15 protein-coding genes and 1 riboswitch are annotated in these 15,316 nt (G+C 71.2%); of the genes, 6 read left to right on the top strand and 9 right to left on the bottom strand.

Annotated features, from left to right (window positions below):
* Nucleotides 1–23: 23 nt before the first annotated feature.
* The 5 genes from BKD26_RS32400 to BKD26_RS32380 form a co-directional block, all read right to left on the bottom strand.
* Nucleotides 24–1,775, bottom strand: a complete 1,752-nt coding sequence (locus tag BKD26_RS32400; RefSeq protein WP_179166784.1) for an ABC transporter substrate-binding protein — start codon at nucleotides 1,773–1,775, stop codon at nucleotides 24–26.
* 85 nt (nucleotides 1,776–1,860) lie between these two features.
* On the bottom strand, nucleotides 1,861–2,859 hold the full coding sequence (locus tag BKD26_RS32395) for an ABC transporter permease (protein WP_084905674.1): 999 nt from the start codon (nucleotides 2,857–2,859) through the stop codon (nucleotides 1,861–1,863).
* 327 nt (nucleotides 2,860–3,186) lie between these two features.
* The gene (locus tag BKD26_RS32390; protein ID WP_084905672.1) at nucleotides 3,187–4,002 is read right to left on the bottom strand and encodes an enhanced serine sensitivity protein SseB C-terminal domain-containing protein; all 816 of its coding nucleotides are present in this window, start codon (nucleotides 4,000–4,002) and stop codon (nucleotides 3,187–3,189) included.
* A gap of 36 nt (nucleotides 4,003–4,038) precedes the next feature.
* Complete coding sequence (locus BKD26_RS32385) at nucleotides 4,039–4,779, bottom strand: enhanced serine sensitivity protein SseB (RefSeq protein ID WP_084905670.1); 741 nt, start codon at nucleotides 4,777–4,779, stop codon at nucleotides 4,039–4,041.
* A gap of 73 nt (nucleotides 4,780–4,852) precedes the next feature.
* Nucleotides 4,853–5,524 (bottom strand): AAA family ATPase, encoded by a 672-nt coding sequence (locus BKD26_RS32380; RefSeq protein ID WP_084905668.1) that lies wholly within the window; start codon nucleotides 5,522–5,524, stop codon nucleotides 4,853–4,855.
* 172 nt (nucleotides 5,525–5,696) lie between these two features.
* Nucleotides 5,697–5,789: riboswitch (glycine riboswitch) on the top strand.
* A 155-nt stretch (nucleotides 5,790–5,944) separates the two neighbouring features.
* Between BKD26_RS32380 and gcvT the strand changes: the two genes are divergently transcribed.
* The 5 genes from gcvT (at nucleotide 5,945) to bla (ending at nucleotide 11,347) form a co-directional block, all read left to right on the top strand.
* Nucleotides 5,945–7,060 carry a glycine cleavage system aminomethyltransferase GcvT gene (gene gcvT / locus BKD26_RS32375; RefSeq protein WP_084905666.1) on the top strand — a complete coding sequence of 372 codons (1,116 nt, stop codon included), beginning with the start codon at nucleotides 5,945–5,947 and terminating at the stop codon, nucleotides 7,058–7,060.
* Nucleotides 7,061–7,118: 58 nt separating this feature from the next.
* Entirely contained in the window at nucleotides 7,119–7,496 is a 378-nt protein-coding gene (gcvH, locus tag BKD26_RS32370; RefSeq protein ID WP_084905664.1) for a glycine cleavage system protein GcvH, read from the top strand.
* A 12-nt stretch (nucleotides 7,497–7,508) separates the two neighbouring features.
* Nucleotides 7,509–8,768, top strand: a complete 1,260-nt coding sequence (gene glyA, locus BKD26_RS32365) for a serine hydroxymethyltransferase (RefSeq protein ID WP_084905662.1) — start codon at nucleotides 7,509–7,511, stop codon at nucleotides 8,766–8,768.
* Nucleotides 8,769–8,931: 163 nt separating this feature from the next.
* On the top strand, nucleotides 8,932–10,302 hold the full coding sequence (locus BKD26_RS32360) for an L-serine ammonia-lyase (protein ID WP_084905660.1): 1,371 nt from the start codon (nucleotides 8,932–8,934) through the stop codon (nucleotides 10,300–10,302).
* Nucleotides 10,303–10,354: 52 nt separating this feature from the next.
* Nucleotides 10,355–11,347, top strand: coding sequence for a class A beta-lactamase (gene bla / locus BKD26_RS32355; RefSeq protein ID WP_084905658.1), 993 nt, complete (start codon nucleotides 10,355–10,357; stop codon nucleotides 11,345–11,347).
* Here bla and BKD26_RS32350 read toward each other — a convergent pair.
* Nucleotides 11,340–12,236, bottom strand: coding sequence for a CopD family protein (locus BKD26_RS32350; protein ID WP_241518962.1), 897 nt, complete (start codon nucleotides 12,234–12,236; stop codon nucleotides 11,340–11,342). The two genes, bla and BKD26_RS32350, sit on opposite strands and share 8 nt — an antisense overlap.
* A gap of 62 nt (nucleotides 12,237–12,298) precedes the next feature.
* Nucleotides 12,299–12,514: an EF-hand domain-containing protein gene (locus tag BKD26_RS32345; protein ID WP_084905655.1), complete on the bottom strand. Its 216-nt coding sequence runs from the start codon at nucleotides 12,512–12,514 to the stop codon at nucleotides 12,299–12,301.
* A gap of 93 nt (nucleotides 12,515–12,607) precedes the next feature.
* Between BKD26_RS32345 and BKD26_RS32340 the strand changes: the two genes are divergently transcribed.
* Nucleotides 12,608–13,246, top strand: coding sequence for a GNAT family N-acetyltransferase (locus tag BKD26_RS32340; protein ID WP_084905653.1), 639 nt, complete (start codon nucleotides 12,608–12,610; stop codon nucleotides 13,244–13,246).
* Nucleotides 13,247–13,262: 16 nt separating this feature from the next.
* On the opposite strand, the gene BKD26_RS32335 is transcribed toward BKD26_RS32340, so the two are convergent.
* Both BKD26_RS32335 and BKD26_RS32330 read right to left on the bottom strand, forming a co-directional pair.
* Nucleotides 13,263–13,901 carry an ADP-ribosyltransferase gene (locus BKD26_RS32335; protein WP_084905799.1) on the bottom strand — a complete coding sequence of 213 codons (639 nt, stop codon included), beginning with the start codon at nucleotides 13,899–13,901 and terminating at the stop codon, nucleotides 13,263–13,265.
* Between the two features lie 109 nt (nucleotides 13,902–14,010).
* Nucleotides 14,011–15,201, bottom strand: coding sequence for a YncE family protein (locus tag BKD26_RS32330; RefSeq protein ID WP_084905797.1), 1,191 nt, complete (start codon nucleotides 15,199–15,201; stop codon nucleotides 14,011–14,013).
* Between the last annotated feature and the right edge of the window lie 115 nt (nucleotides 15,202–15,316).

Below are 15,316 nucleotides of genomic sequence, written 5' to 3'. Positions count from 1 at the left end.
ATGCCTTCACCTGCCTTCCGGGGCTACTTCTTCGTGGTGCCGATGTTGAGGTAGTCGTACTGACCGCTCCAGGCCGCCGAGGCTGCCATGTTGGTGCCGTACGGCGAGCGGTAGTTCAGGACCTTGAAGTAGGTCAGCGGGACGATTACCGCCTGCTCCATGACCTTCTTGTCGACCTCGACGTACGCCGCGTCACGCGCCGCCTTGTCGGTGTTGGCGATGGCCGCGTCCAGCAGCTTGTTGACCGTCGGGTCGTCCAGCTCGGAGAGGTTGGTGTTGCCGGACTGGCCGATGGCCTTGCCGTGCACGATCTGCTTCAGGTAGCCGTAGCCGGTCGGCCAGTCGGCGCCCCACTGCATCATGATCAGGCCGATGTTCTCCTTCTTGGTGAAGGACGGGACACCGGCGTAGTCGGTGAAGTACTTGCTGCCCGGGTACTGCTTGATCTTGGCGTCGATGCCGACCTTCTTCAGCGACGCGACGACGGCGGTGGCGGCGTCGATCTCGGTCTGACGCTCACTGCGGGCGGAGATGAAGGTGGAGATCTTCTCCTGGCCGCACGCCTTCAGGTGCTGCTTGGCCTTGGCGATGTCGCCCTTGTGGCCCTCAGTGGGGTACAGGTCGAACTTCTGGTGGCCGGGCAGGTCGTTCGGCATCACCGTGGTGGCGATCTCACCGCGGATCGGTCCGCCCATCGAGGTCTGCACGGAGACCTTGTCGATGGCGTACTGCACGGCCTTGCGGCACTCGACGTTGTCGAACGGCTTCACCTTGGTGTTGATCGCCATGTAGGCGAGCCGGCCGCCGAGCGCGTTGTCGGTGTTGGCCTTCAGGTCCTCCTTGGCGAGGATCTGCGCCTGCGTCTGGGCGTCGACGCCGCCGCCCTTGAGGTCGGCGATGATCTCGCCGGCCATCAGGTCCTTGTCGATGGTCGACTGGTTGACCTTCAGGTTCAGGACGATCTTGTCCGGGTACTGCTTGCGCAGCGGGTCGGTCTTGGCGTCCCAGTGCTCGTTGCGGACGAGGACGACCTGCTTGCCGTCCTGGTAGGTCTCGAACTTGTACGAGCCCGAGGAGAGGATGGACTTGGTGTAGTCCGCGCCCTTGTCCTTGGCCTTCGGCACCGGGGCGGTCTGCGGGGCGCTGACCAGGTAGTCGAAGTCCGCGAACGGTTCCTTCAGCTTGAAGACGATCGTGTGGTCGTCCGGCGTCTGGATGGACGAGAGGCCCTTGTCGCTCTTGTCCTTGTAGGGGCCCTTGTACGTGTCGCCGTCGGCCATCAGCGTCTGGAAGTAGTTGGGGCCGTTGGAGAGCACGTCACGCGCGAAGTTCGAGCGCTCGACGGCGTACTTGACGTCCTTGGCCGTGACCGGCGTGCCGTCGCTGTACTTGACGCCCGGACGGATCTTGTACGTCCAGGTCTTGCCGCCGTCGCTGGGGACACCGAGGCCCGCGGCGAGGTCGGGGACCAGCTCGTTGCCCTTCTCGCCGGGGCCCGGCTTGAAGGTCGTCAGCGGGCGCGCGTACAGCCGGCTGAAGTTGTAGATGAAGGAGTAGTACGTGTCGCCCGGGTCGAACGACTCGGGGGCGTCGGCCATCGCGTAGGTGACCGTACCGCCCTTCGCGTCCGAGGCGTTGACGACACCGGTCGTCGCCGCGTTCGCCTTGGCATTGCCCTTCACGCCGTCCTTGCCGTCGTCCGCCTTGCTGCAGCCCGCGAGGAGCAGGCTGGCACTGCTGACGACCGCGAGAGCGGCCACTGCTGACCTTCGCATTTTCGTCGAACTCCCCTTTGTTTTCGGAAATTGTCGGTACGGTCCCGGCCCGCTGGTGCGGCCGCCGTGGATGACGTGGCAGACGTCAGCGGCTGCGCGGGTCGAGAGCGTCCCGAAGGCCATCACCGAGCAGGTTGAAGGCCAGTACGGTGATGAAGATCGCGAGGCCGGGGACGAGCATGAACTGCGGATCGACTTCGAAGAAGGTGACCGCCTCCCTCAGCATGCCGCCCCATGAGGCCTGCGGTGGCTGGATCCCGACGCCGAGGAAGCTGAGCGATGCCTCGAAGATGATGTTGGTCGGAATGAGCAGTGTCGCGTAGACGGTGATCGGCCCCACGAGGTTCGGCAGCAGCTCGCGGAAGAGGATGTACGGGCCCTTGGCCCCCATCCCGCGCGAGGCGTCGATGAACTCGCGTTCCCGCAGGGCCAGGGTCTGGCCGCGCACGATACGGGCCATGTAGGGCCAGTTGAAGAACCCGATGACGAAGATGAGCACGCTGATGTGCAGGGGCAGGCCCTCCAGGCCGAAGGCACCGCCCTGCAGGGTCGCCGAGATGGCGATGGCGAACAGCAGCAGCGGGAAGGCGAGGAACGTGTCCATGAGCCGGCTGATGAAGGTGTCCACGCGCCCGCCGTAGTACCCGGCGATCAGGCCGAGCATCACGCCGATGACGTTGGACAGGATCGTCGCGCCGAAGGCGACGACCAGCGAGACCCAGGAGCCCTCCAGGATGCGGGCGAGGATGTCGCGGCCGAACTTCGGGTCGACGCCCAGCGGGTGGTCCCAGCTCATCCCGCCGAACCCGCCCTTGGGCAGCGAGGTGTTGGGATCGACCAGGTCCTGCTGGAAGGCGTTCGGGTCGAGGCCCAGCAGCGACTGGAGCGGCCGGGAGAGCACGGCGATCAGGATGAGCAGGATGACGACCACGCCGCCGGTCACGGCCAGTTTGTCCCGCTTGAAGCGGGCCCAGGCGATCTGACCGAGTGAACGGCCTTCGATCTGCTCGGACTTGACGCCTTCAAGTACGGCCTCAGGCGCCGCCTCGGCCTGTGATCCGGTGGTCTCAATGGGTGCGGTCATCGTCCCTCGTGCTCGCCGTGCCGACGGTCGCCGACAGTGCTCGACAGGCCGCCCGGGTCTGCGGTGCGGTCCGTTCAGGGAGTGCGCGAGTGCGCTGCACGCATGTACGACGCCCCCTGGTTGGGGGGAGTCTTCAATGGGTTCACGATCACCCGCCAGACCTCACGGGGAATGTTTGCGCAACCGTGATGCGGGTCGTGGGCTTCCGTTATCCGGACGAGGTGATCGTCTCAGCGGACCAACTCGGCCGCTATTCCACCGAAACGGACAGTGGGCGCGCCGCCCGGTACGCGGGCGGACGCGTCGGCCGGTAGGCCGGCGGACGCGTCAGCCGCGGGGCGGGTAGCCGTACCCCGTACCGGGCACGACGGGCGCGGTGGCGTGGGCCTCGCGGTCGTAGAAGGGGCGCGCGTTGGCCCGCAGCCACATCGTCACCGGGTCGTACTCGTCCGACATCGCCACCGTGGACACGGGCAGGCCGTCGGGGACGGCGGCGATGGACTGCTGCATCATGGCGCGCACCGCGTCGACGGACGCCTGGCCGGTGTCGTACAGGTCCAGGCCGATCGCCAGGTACGGGGTGCCGAGGGCCGGCTGGACCCAGGCGCGGCGCAGCGAGCGGACGGCGGGGGTGCGGTGGGCGTTCTGGGTGAGCAGGGCGTAGAACTGCGGGATCTGGATGCCCGGTTCGGACAGCTTCAGCGGTCCGGCGGGCATCCGGTCCAGGCCGGTGGCGATCCGGCGCAGGTCGGGCCACGGGATGCCGACGCCGCCGCCGGGGGCGTGCGGGTTGAGCCAGATGCCCCAGCGGTCGGGGTAGAGGGCGCGGGCGATGTCCCGGCCGCCGATGATCTCGTGGGCGCGGTTCCAGCCGGAGGCGGCGAGCTCCTGGGCGGAGGTGACGCACGGGGCGTACCCGAGGCCGTCGACCTCCATGTTCCCGTACTGGGCGTCGGGCGAGCCGGCCTGGCCGTGCCAGAGGAGCATCCACAGCCGGCCGTCGGCGAGGGCGTGCAGGAGCGCCTCGTACGTGTCGTAGCGTCCGGGCGTGACCTGGCTCAGCAGGTGCTCGACCTGCCCGGCCGCCGCTCCGGCCGCGTGCCCGGCCGACGCTCCGGCCGCCGCGGTGCCTGACGCGCTCACCCTGGGTCCCGCCCCTCTTCCGTCCACCGGACCAGCTTATGCGTGCCCGCGCTGGTAGAAGGGCCGTACCTTCTCCAGCATCCAGTCGCCCACCGGGTCCTGCGCGACGTCGAGCAGGACCAGGTTGACCGGCCACGGCACCTGGACGCGGCCCAGCGCCCGGCCGAGGGCGTCCATCGGTACGTTACGGTCGGCGCCCTCCCAGGAGGAGAGCTGCACGCCGACGAAAAGGACCGGGCTGTCGCCCTCGATGCTGGCGAGGCAGCGGCGGGCCGTCAGGACGGTACTGGTGGCGTCGAACTCGGCGGCCGCGGCGGACAGGAAGTCGACCGGGTCCTCCTGCCAGTCCGGCTCGAACAGCCGCACCCGGGCGCCGCTCGCGGGCCCGTCCAGCGGGGTGCGGCCGGTGCGGCACAGCTCGGCGACGGCGGGCGGTGGCAGCGGGGCGCCGACGGCCCCGCCGGGGTTCACGGCGATGCCGAGCTGCGGCGGCAGGCCGCGCGCGAACTCGACGGCCGGGGCGACGGTGTACGCCATGTGGGCGCCGACGCAGTGGGTGAACTGCTGCTCGGAGCTGAAGACCGGGACGTACGCCTGCCCGTCGATCTCCAGGGTGGGCAGGTCCAGGTTCGGGCTGTCGGGGCCGCCGCCGTTGGGGAGCGGCACCCAGACGTGGCTGCGGCCCAGGACCTCGACGAGGCGGCCTCCGGCCGCGGGGTTGCCGAGGGAGGCGGCGAGCACCTCTTCGAGCTCGTTGCCCGGCCATGCAGTGTCCACTGGTGCTTCTGGTCCTTCCCGCGCGTGCCTGTCGCTGCCCGGAGCACCCTAACGCGGTCCGCCGTACGGCGGATCAGCCGAACGAGATCCGGGTCAGCGCGGACGCCGCCGGCCGGTCCAGCAGGACGGCGGACGCGCATCCGCGCGGCACCACGCCCCGCTCCGCGTCCCGCACCAGCCGGCCCACCGCCCGGCGGTGCCGCCCGAAGGCGTACCCGGACACGCCGCGTCCCCGCTCGCGCTGCCCCTCGCGGGCCGTGCCGGGCGTGACGTCCAGCAGGAGGAGGTGCAAGGCCTGCCCCCGGCGTGCGGCCTCGCGGGCCAGCCAGCGCCGCACCCAGGCCTGCGTACCGCAGTCGTGGACGACGACGCTCTCGCCGGAGCGCAGCGCCCGCCGCAGCCCCGCGTAGTGCGCGAACCGGACGAGGGGCCGGTAGACGGCGTACGGCAGGAAGCCGGGCACCCGGCGCTCCCACCGCTCCCGGGCGTTCTGCGAGTCGATGCCGCGCCCCTGGGCGGTCCGGGCGATCAGCGTGGACTTGCCGCTGCCGGGCAGGCCCGAGACGACCACCAGGTCACCGGCCGCGAAGGTCAGCGCCCGGGGGACGCGCCCGCCGCGGTCCCTGAGGTCGCGCACGACCGGCAGGGCGGCCGCGCCCGCCGCGGCCCGGCCCCGCGCGGGCAGGCCCGGCTGCCCGGGCACTCCCGTGGTCGTCGCGTACGCCCCGGTCCGCTGCAACGTCATCGCTACTCCCCCTGCTAGGGCCCTGGCGGTCCCTGGGTCGGCTTGTCCCGACCCTTGCCCAAGAAGTGTAAAGAAAGGGTAATAAGGCACAAGCGATTTGCCGACGAGACCCCGCGTGCAATGATGTGCGCGCCGACGCACACACGTGCGCCACAACCGCATACCGGCCGCTTGAATCCGCGCGGGAGAGTTCCGGGTCACACCCGGGCGCCGAAGGAGCAAGTTCCTCCCTTGAATCTCTCAGGCCCCGTACCGCGTGGATGAGGCAGATCTGAAAAGCGGGCCGCCCCGGCGGCTCCACCCAAGGTGCAAGCCGAGGACCGTCCCCGTACGGTCACGGTGAACCTCTCAGGTTCCGATGACAGATGGGGAGGATCGTCTTCGAGCCATGCCCGTCCTGGGACCTGGGAGCCACATCCAATGAGCACTGCCCCCCGCCTGACCGCCCTCGATGCCGTGCATCGGGCGCTCGGCGCGACCATGACCGACTTCGCCGGCTGGGACATGCCGCTGCGGTACGGGAGCGAGCGCGACGAGCACAACGCCGTCCGCACGAAGGCCGGACTCTTCGACCTCTCTCACATGGGTGAGATCACCGTCACCGGACCGCAGGCCGCGGACCTCCTGGACTTCGCGCTCGTCGGCAACATCGGCAGCGTCGGTGTCGGCCGCGCCCGCTACACGATGATCTGCCAGGAGGACGGCGGCATCCTCGACGACCTGATCGTGTACCGGCTCCAGGAGCAGGAGTACATGGTCGTCGCCAACGCCTCCAACGCCCAGATCGTGCTCGACGCCCTCACCGAGCGGGCCGCCGGCTTCGACGCCGCCGTACGCGACGACCGCGACGCGTACGCGCTGCTCGCCGTCCAGGGCCCGGAGTCCCCCGGCATCCTGAAGTCGCTGACCGACGCCGACCTGGACGGGCTGAAGTACTACGCGGGCCTGCCCGGCACCGTCGCGGGCGTCCCCGCGCTGATCGCCCGCACCGGCTACACGGGTGAGGACGGCTTCGAGCTGTTCGTCGAGCCGCAGCACGCCGAGAAGCTGTGGCAGGCGCTGACCGAGGCGGGCGCCCCGGTCGGGCTGATCCCGTGCGGGCTGTCCTGCCGCGACACGCTGCGCCTGGAGGCGGGCATGCCGCTGTACGGGCATGAGCTGACGACGTCCCTGACCCCGTTCGACGCGGGTCTGGGCCGGGTGGTCAAGTTCGAGAAGGAGGGCGACTTCGTCGGCCGCGAGGCCCTGGCCGCCGCCGCCGAGCGCGCCCAGATCGCCCCGCCGCGCAAGCTCGTCGGCCTGATCGCCCAGGGCCGCCGGGTCCCGCGCGCCGGGATGGCCGTGGTCGCCGGCGGCACCGTGATCGGCGAGGTCACCTCGGGCGCCCCGTCGCCGACGCTGGGCAGGCCGATCGCCATGGCGTACGTGGACGCGGCGCACGCCGCGCCGGGCACCGAGGGGGTCGGGGTCGACATCCGCGGTACCCATGAGCCGTACGAGGTCGTGGCGCTGCCCTTCTACAAGCGCCAGAAGTGACCACCCGCACCACTCCCCCGTTCACCAGCACTCCCCCGCGTACAGGAGAATTCCCGTCATGAGCAACCCCCAGCAGCTTCGCTACAGCAAGGAGCACGAGTGGCTGTCGGCCGCCGAGGACGGCGTGTCGACGGTCGGCATCACGGAGCACGCGGCGAACGCCCTCGGCGACGTCGTGTACGTGCAGCTCCCGGCGGTCGGCGACACGGTGACCGCGGGCGAGACCTGCGGTGAGCTGGAGTCGACCAAGTCCGTGAGCGACCTGTACTCCCCGGTGACCGGTGAGGTCGTCGAGGCGAACCAGGACGTCGTCGACGACCCGTCGCTGGTGAACACCGCCCCGTTCGAGGGCGGCTGGCTGTTCAAGGTACGCGTCGCGGAGGAGCCGAAGGAGCTGCTCTCCGCCGACGAGTACACCGAGTTCTCCGGCAGCTAAGGACCCTCCCCGATGTCGCTTCTGAACACCCCTCTCCACGAGCTGGACCCGGACGTCGCCGCCGCCGTCGACGCCGAGCTCCACCGTCAGCAGTCCACCCTCGAAATGATCGCCTCGGAGAACTTCGCTCCGGTCGCGGTCATGGAGGCCCAGGGCTCCGTTCTGACCAACAAGTACGCCGAGGGCTACCCCGGCCGCCGCTACTACGGCGGCTGCGAGCACGTCGATGTCGTCGAGCAGATCGCCATCGACCGCATCAAGGCGCTCTTCGGCGCCGAGCACGCCAACGTCCAGCCGCACTCGGGTGCCCAGGCCAACGCGGCCGCGATGTTCGCGCTGCTCAAGCCGGGCGACACGATCATGGGTCTGAACCTCGCCCACGGCGGGCACCTGACCCACGGCATGAAGATCAACTTCTCGGGCAAGCTCTACAACGTCGTCGCCTACCACGTCGACGACGCGACCGGCCAGGTCGACATGGCCGAGGTCGAGAAGCTGGCCAAGGAGCACAAGCCGAAGCTGATCGTCGCCGGCTGGTCCGCCTACCCCCGCCAGCTGGACTTCGCCGCCTTCCGCCGCGTCGCGGACGAGGTCGGCGCGTACCTGATGGTCGACATGGCCCACTTCGCGGGCCTGGTCGCCGCCGGTCTGCACCCCAACCCGGTGCCGCACGCCCACGTGGTCACCACCACGACCCACAAGACGCTGGGCGGCCCGCGCGGTGGCGTGATCCTGTCGACGGCCGAGCTCGCCAAGAAGATCAACTCGGCGGTCTTCCCCGGTCAGCAGGGCGGGCCGCTGGAGCACGTGATCGCCGCCAAGGCGGTCTCCTTCAAGGTCGCGGCGAGCGAGGAGTTCAAGGAGCGCCAGCAGCGCACCCTGGACGGCGCCCGCATCCTGGCCGAGCGCCTGGTCCAGCCGGACGTCACCGAGCACGGCGTGTCGGTCCTGACCGGCGGCACCGACGTGCACCTGGTCCTGGTCGACCTGCGCAACAGCGAGCTGGACGGCCAGCAGGCCGAGGACCGGCTCCACGAGGTCGGCATCACCGTCAACCGCAACGCGATCCCGAACGACCCGCGGCCCCCGATGGTCACCTCGGGCCTGCGGATCGGCACCCCGGCCCTGGCCACCCGTGGCTTCCAGGCCGAGGACTTCACCGAGGTCGCCGACATCATCGCCGAGGCGCTGAAGCCGTCGTACGACGCGGACGCGCTCAGGGCCCGGGTGACGGCTCTCGCCGCGAAGCACCCGCTTTACCCTGGTCTGTAATCTCCGTAGAGGTTACGTACGTAACAGACCGACATGCGGGGCACCGCGCACACTGGACCAGTGAGTGCGGTGCCCCGTGTCTTGCCCCGCTTTCCGCCCCACCCCGCGTTGTCCCTGCACCACCCCGGCAGACAGCGACGTCTTCCACCCAAGGAGTCTCCCCGTGGCCATCTCGGTCTTCGACCTGTTCTCGATCGGCATCGGCCCGTCCAGCTCCCACACGGTCGGCCCCATGCGCGCCGCCCGGATGTTCGCCCGCCGTCTGAAGAACGAGGGCCTGCTGGCCCCGACCGCCTCCATACGGGCCGAGCTGTACGGCTCGCTGGGCGCGACCGGCCACGGCCACGGCACGCCCAAGGCCGTCCTCCTCGGCCTGGAGGGCGACTCCCCCCGCACGGTCGACGTCGAAACCGCCGACGAGCAGGTCGAGCGGATCAAGAGCACGGGGCGCATCAACCTGCTGGGCGCGCACGAGATCGGCTTCGACTTCGACGAGGACCTGGTCCTGCACCGCCGCAAGGCGCTGCCGTACCACGCCAACGGCATGACGCTGTGGGCGTACGACGGCGAGGGCGCCACCCTGCTGGAGAAGACGTACTACTCGGTGGGCGGCGGGTTCGTCGTCGACGAGGCCGCGGTCCAGGGCGATAACCCGATCGTCCCCGACGACACCGTACTGAAGTACCCCTTCCGCACCGGTGACGAGCTGCTGCGCCTGACCAAGGAGACCGGCCTGTCGATCTCCGCGCTGATGCTGGAGAACGAGAAGGCCTGGCGCACCGAGGAAGAGATCCGCGAGGGTCTGCTCGAGATCTGGCGGGTCATGCAGGCGTGCGTGTCGCGCGGCATGTCCCGCGAGGGCATCCTGCCGGGCGGCCTGAAGGTCCGCCGCCGCGCCGCCAACACCGCGCGCAAGCTGCGCTCCGAGGGCGACCCGCTGGCCCTCTCCATGGAGTGGATCACGCTGTACGCGATGGCCGTGAACGAGGAGAACGCCGCCGGCGGCCGCGTCGTCACCGCCCCGACGAACGGCGCCGCCGGCATCATCCCGGCGGTCCTGCACTACTACATGAACTTCGTCCCCGGCGCCGACGAGGAGGGCGTGGTCCGCTTCCTGCTGGCCGCCGGCGCGATCGGCATGCTCTTCAAGGAGAACGCCTCCATCTCCGGCGCCGAGGTCGGCTGCCAGGGCGAGGTCGGCTCGGCCTGCTCCATGGCGGCGGGCGCGCTCGCCGAGGTGCTGGGCGGCAGCCCGGAGCAGGTGGAGAACGCCGCCGAGATCGGTATGGAGCACAACCTGGGCCTGACCTGCGACCCGGTCGGCGGCCTGGTCCAGATCCCGTGTATCGAGCGCAACGGCATGGCGGCGGTCAAGGCGGTCACGGCGGCGCGGATGGCGATGCGCGGCGACGGCAGCCACAAGGTCTCCCTGGACAAGGTCATCAAGACCATGAAGGAGACGGGCGCCGACATGAGTGTCAAGTACAAGGAGACGGCGCGCGGCGGCCTGGCGGTCAACATCATCGAGTGCTGACACGCCGCCGGAACGTTTCCTTCCGGTGACGCGCCCGTGATGGGCTCGGCCCATGACCGACAACGAGATCTCGACGATACGAGGCCGGGCGGCCCGCCGCACCCTTCTCACGGCTGCCGCGGGGGCGGCCGCGCTGCTGGCGACCGGCGCGGCGGCCGGCCCTTCCGCCGCTACCCCGCCTGCCGCACCTCGCGCCGGTGCCGGGCCCCGCGGTGCCGGGCCGCGCGGTGCCGCGCCTCGCGGTGCCGCCCGGCGCGCGGCCGCCATCGGGCAGCTGAGGGCGCTGGAGCGGCGGCACGGGGCCCGGCTGGGCGCGGTCGCCCGCAACACGGTCACCGGCGCGACGGTGCTGTACCGGGCGGACGAGCGCTTCCCCATGTGCTCGACGTTCAAGACCCTGGCCGCGGCGGCCGTACTCCGGGACCTCGACCGGCACGGCGAGGTGCTCGCCAAGCGCGTCCGGTACACCAGGGACGACCTCGTGGAGAACTCCGACAAGGCGGAGGAGTACCTGGCCACGGGCATGACCGTCGCGGAGCTGTGCTGGGCCGCCATCTGTTTCAGCGACAACACGGCGGCCAACCTGCTCCTGCGCGAACTCGGCGGCCCCGCCGCCGTCACCCGTTTCTGCCGGTCCCTGGGGGACGGCGTGACCCGGCTCGACCGCTGGGAACCCCAGCTGAACACCGCCGAGCCCTGGCGCGTCGAGGACACCACCACCCCGGCCGCCATCGCCGGGACCTACGAACGGCTGGTGCTCGGCACCGCGCTCAACCGGCCCGACCGCGAGCGGCTGACCGGCTGGCTGCTGGCCAACACCACCAGCACGTACCGGTTCCGCGCCGGGCTGCCGGCGGACTGGCGCCTGGCCGACAAGACAGGCGGCGGCGCGTACGGGACGAACAACGACGTCGGTGTCGCCTGGACGCCCGACGGCGCCCCGGTCGTCCTCGCCGTCCTGACGACCAAGCCGGAGCAGGACGCCCCGGCGGACAACCCGCTCGTCCGCGACACGGCCTCCGTACTGGCCGCGGCGGTCACCTGAGGAGCGCCGAGCGCAGGCTGAGCCAGTGGGGGTCGGGCACCACGGTCAGGACCGCCGAGACCAGTACGACCCCCGCCAGCGCGGCCACTTCGGCGCGGGCCGGGCGGGTCGCGTCCCCGCCGCGGCGCAGGCGGCGGCGCGCGGCCAGTGCCAGGGCGCTCGCCACCGCCACCAGCGCCAGCTTGGCGATCAGGACCCTGCCGTACGCCGTCGAGAACACCACGTCGGCCGGGAGGCGGCGCAGCGTCGAGCAGGTGCCGGTGGCGGCGAGCGCCACGTACAGCCATCCGGCGAGGCGCGCGTACCGCACGAGCACCTCCCGCGCCGCGCCGCCGCGCAGCCGCGTCGTCCGCAGCGCGTACAGCAGCCCGCCCACCCACAGGGAGGCGGCCGTCAGGTGGACGACCGTGAGGGCGGTGCCCCACTCCGGGGTGTACGGCTCGGGGTGCGCGCGCATCGCCTCCGCGCCGATCACCAGGGCCAGCGGGCCGGTCGCCCAGCCGGGGCGGCGCAGCGCGACGCAACCGGCCGCCAGGGCGAAGCCGTTGGCCATGGCCAGCAGCAGCCCGCCGTCCCGCGTCCCGTACGTGGCGGTGAGGTCGAGGTCGCTGACCTCGGCCAGCAGCACGATCTGCCCGGCCGCCGCGGCCGCCCCGCCGAGCGCGGTCCACAGGGCCCAGGAGCGGGGCGTGGGGCCGGTTCCGGTGAGCCGGGCACCGGCCAGTTCGCCGAGGTGCAGGGCGAGGGCGGTGAAGACGGCGGCACGCAGCACGGTGGTGGTGCCGGGCGCGGGGATGTGCAGCTCGCCGGTGCCGCGCGCGGCGATCCCGGCGCCGAGCAGCGCCACGGTCACGGCCGACGCCCCCGCCACCGCCACGAGCGCGCCGATGGCGAGCGCGGCACGCGTACGGCGCCGCCCGGTGGCCCGGACGGCGCCGTTGGTCGGTGTGGTCACGCCTTGTTGAGGTGCGCCCAGAACTCGTCGAAGGTGAGCTGCCCGTCGCCGTTGCCGTCCTGCGCGTTGATCACGGCCTGGGCCACGGTCTCGGTGACGTTGAAGTCGCCCAGCTGCGCCATGACGCTCTTGTACTCGGCGGCCGAGATGCGCCCGTCCCCGTTCACGTCGTACCGCTCGAACGCCTTGCGCGCCGCCTCGATGTCCGCCACTGGTCCACCCCTTCTTGGTGCATAACTGACGCCGGTCAGATTATCGGCAGGGGCTGTGGAGGGAGTTCGGGGGCCATGGTCCACCATGGGGGCATGAGCGATGAGGTGGCGCGGGTCCTGGCAGCCGCCGCCCAGGGAGTCTTCCCGCCGGCGGACGGCACGGTCACGGTGGTCGCGCAGCCGAACGAGCGCGACGCCGGGGTGCTGGCCTTCACCGCGCACTCGGTGGTCTTCACGGACGAGGACCCCGACTGGGTGCGGGCCGAGCTGGCGGCCACGTCGAGCGACGCGCTGGCCGCCGCGATGAACCCGGTGTTCCTCGCCCGGATGACGGCCCGTTGTGGCCGGCACATGAACACCATCGACCTGCTGACAGTCGCCGACGCGCTGCCCGGCCCGCCGCCCGTCGCGCTGCGCGAGATCGACGACCCGGAGCACCCGCGGGTCGCCCGGGCGGTGAAGTTCCGTGACGGCGTACGGGTCTGGGCGGCCGACGGCGGCATGGTCGTCCTCGGGCGGGGCGTCGCGGGCCGCTGGGAGGCGGCCGTCGAGGTCGACGAGGACGCCAGGGGCCGCGGGCTGGGCCGGGACCTGGCGGTCGCGGCCCGCCACCTGGTGCCCGGACCGGCGGTGTGGGCCCAGCAGTCCCCGGGCAACGCCCGCAGCGTCCGCACCTTCCAGGCGGCGGGCTACCGCCCGGTCGGCTCGGAGGCGCTGTTCATCGCGGGCTGAGCCCCCGGCGGGCCGGTCAGCGGCGCCAGGGCTCGTAGTACGGGTTGTCCTCGCACTCCGTCATGATCTCGATCTTCTTCACCAGGTCGACCGGACAGACGCCGACGATGTGCTTGCGGGCGATCCCACCGGGGAAGGCGACCTCCTCCTGGTCGGCGTACTTGTGCGTGTCGCCGATGGTCTTGTTGACCTCCACGCCCTTCGGGGCGTCCACGTAGTAGTTGAAGCCGCTCTTCCACTTCTTGTAGAGGTCGTGGTCGTATGTCGTCGAGACGTACGGCGAGGGCTGGTTGACCAGGACGTACTTCTCGATGTCGTACTGGCCGTCCAGCGGCGCCTTCGGGTGGAAGCCCTGCTCGAAGATCACCGCCGGCGGGCGGTTGTCGGCACGGTAGAGCTGCTTGCAGTCCTTGCGCCAGGCGGGGGCCGGGGTGATGCGGTCCGGGTCGACCCGGCGGTCCGCCGCCGGGTACAGGCGGTCCTCGACGACCGGGCAGCTCGCCGCCGCCTTGGAGGCGAAGGCCGGGGCGGCGGCGGGAGCGGCGGCACGGGCCCCGGCGGCCGGGGCGGCCTCGGTGGACGCGGCGGGTACGAGGAGGGCGGCGACGGACACGGCGAGCGCGGCGGCGCGGCGCCGCAGGCGAGAAGTGATCATGGCGAGGAGAATGGCCGCCGCACCCCGCCACGCCATGGATCTTCACCCGATCGACGGCGCGTCGGGCGACGTGCCGGGCGACGTGCCGGGCGGCCGTCAGGTCCGCGGGTCAGCGGAAGACGCCGGTGTGGCCGAGCGAGTACCGGCCGGGCTGCGGGTAGACGGCCAGGCCGTGCGGGCCGCCGCCGACCGGGATGCGGGCCAGCTGCCTGCCGGTCGTGGTGTCGATGGCGTACACCTCGGAGTCGTACCGCCCGGACAGCCACAGCACCTTGCCGTCGGCCGACACCCCGCCCATGTCCGGTGAACCGCCGTCCGGCAGCCACCACTTCTTGGTCAGCTCGCCGCGCGCGAAGTCGAAGACGGAGATGGAGCCCTCGCCGCGGTTGGGGATGTACATCTCCTTGGAGTCGCGCGAGACGTACAGGCCGTGCGCTCCCTTGCCGGTGGGCAGGAGCCTGGGGGTGGCGAAGGAGTCGCCGTCCAGGACCCACACGCCGTGCGCCATCATGTCGGCGACGTAGAAGGTCCTGCCGTCCGGCGAGACCTTCACGTCCTGCGGCATGGCGCCCTGGAAGGGCAGCTTCTGCTGGGCGACGACCTTCATCCGCTCGGTGTCGACCTTGAGCAGTTCACCGGAGAACTCGCAGCTGACGATGAAGTACCGGCCGTCGGCGGAGAAGTCGGCGTGGTTGACGCCGTAACAGGTGACCGGCTCGGTGTGGCGCCGTTCCATGGTGTGCGGGTCACGGAAGACCAGCTCGCGGTCGAGGGAGGCCATGACGATCGCGTACTTGCCGTGGGGCGTGAAGTACAGGTTGTAGGGGTCGTGGACGTCGACGTCCTTGCCCCGGGTGCCGGTGGCCGGGTCGATGGGGGTGAGCGTGTGGCCCCGGTTGTTGTTGACCCAGAGCGTCTTGAGGTCCCAGGACGGCACGACGTGCTGCGGCTGGACGCCGACCGGGATGGTCTCGATGACCTTGTACGTCTTGGGGTCGATGACCGAGACGGTGTTGGAGAGCGTGTTGGGGACGTACACGCGGGACGGGAAGCCCTTGACCACCGGGGACAGCCGGCCGGGCCGGTCGGCCGCGTAGATGTCCTTGGGGTCGAGGACGGGCGGCATGCCCGGCAGGCCCGCCGGGGCGGCCTTCTTCGGTACGGAGACGGGGACGGCGGCCTGGCTGCCGTGCGCCTCGGGCCGGTCACCGCCGCTGCCGCAGCCCGGGAGCACGGCCGCCGCGGCGAGCAGCGCGGTGGCCGCCAGGAGGCTCTTCGGTCGGTTCGTCAGGTGCGGCATCGTCACGCGCCCCATTAAGGGCGGCGGGGCCCTCGACGCGCTCCCCTACCGAGTCCGCCGGCCCCGGCTCCCATGGAGCCGGGGCCGATGAATCACCCACCGTGCCTCATATTTA

Source organism: Streptomyces sp. CB03238 (assembly GCF_002099185.1).
In the GTDB taxonomy this organism is placed as follows: domain Bacteria; phylum Actinomycetota; class Actinomycetes; order Streptomycetales; family Streptomycetaceae; genus Streptomyces.
The sequence above is the reverse complement of the archived record's forward strand: the minus strand, read 5'-3'. Positions and strand labels throughout refer to the sequence as shown.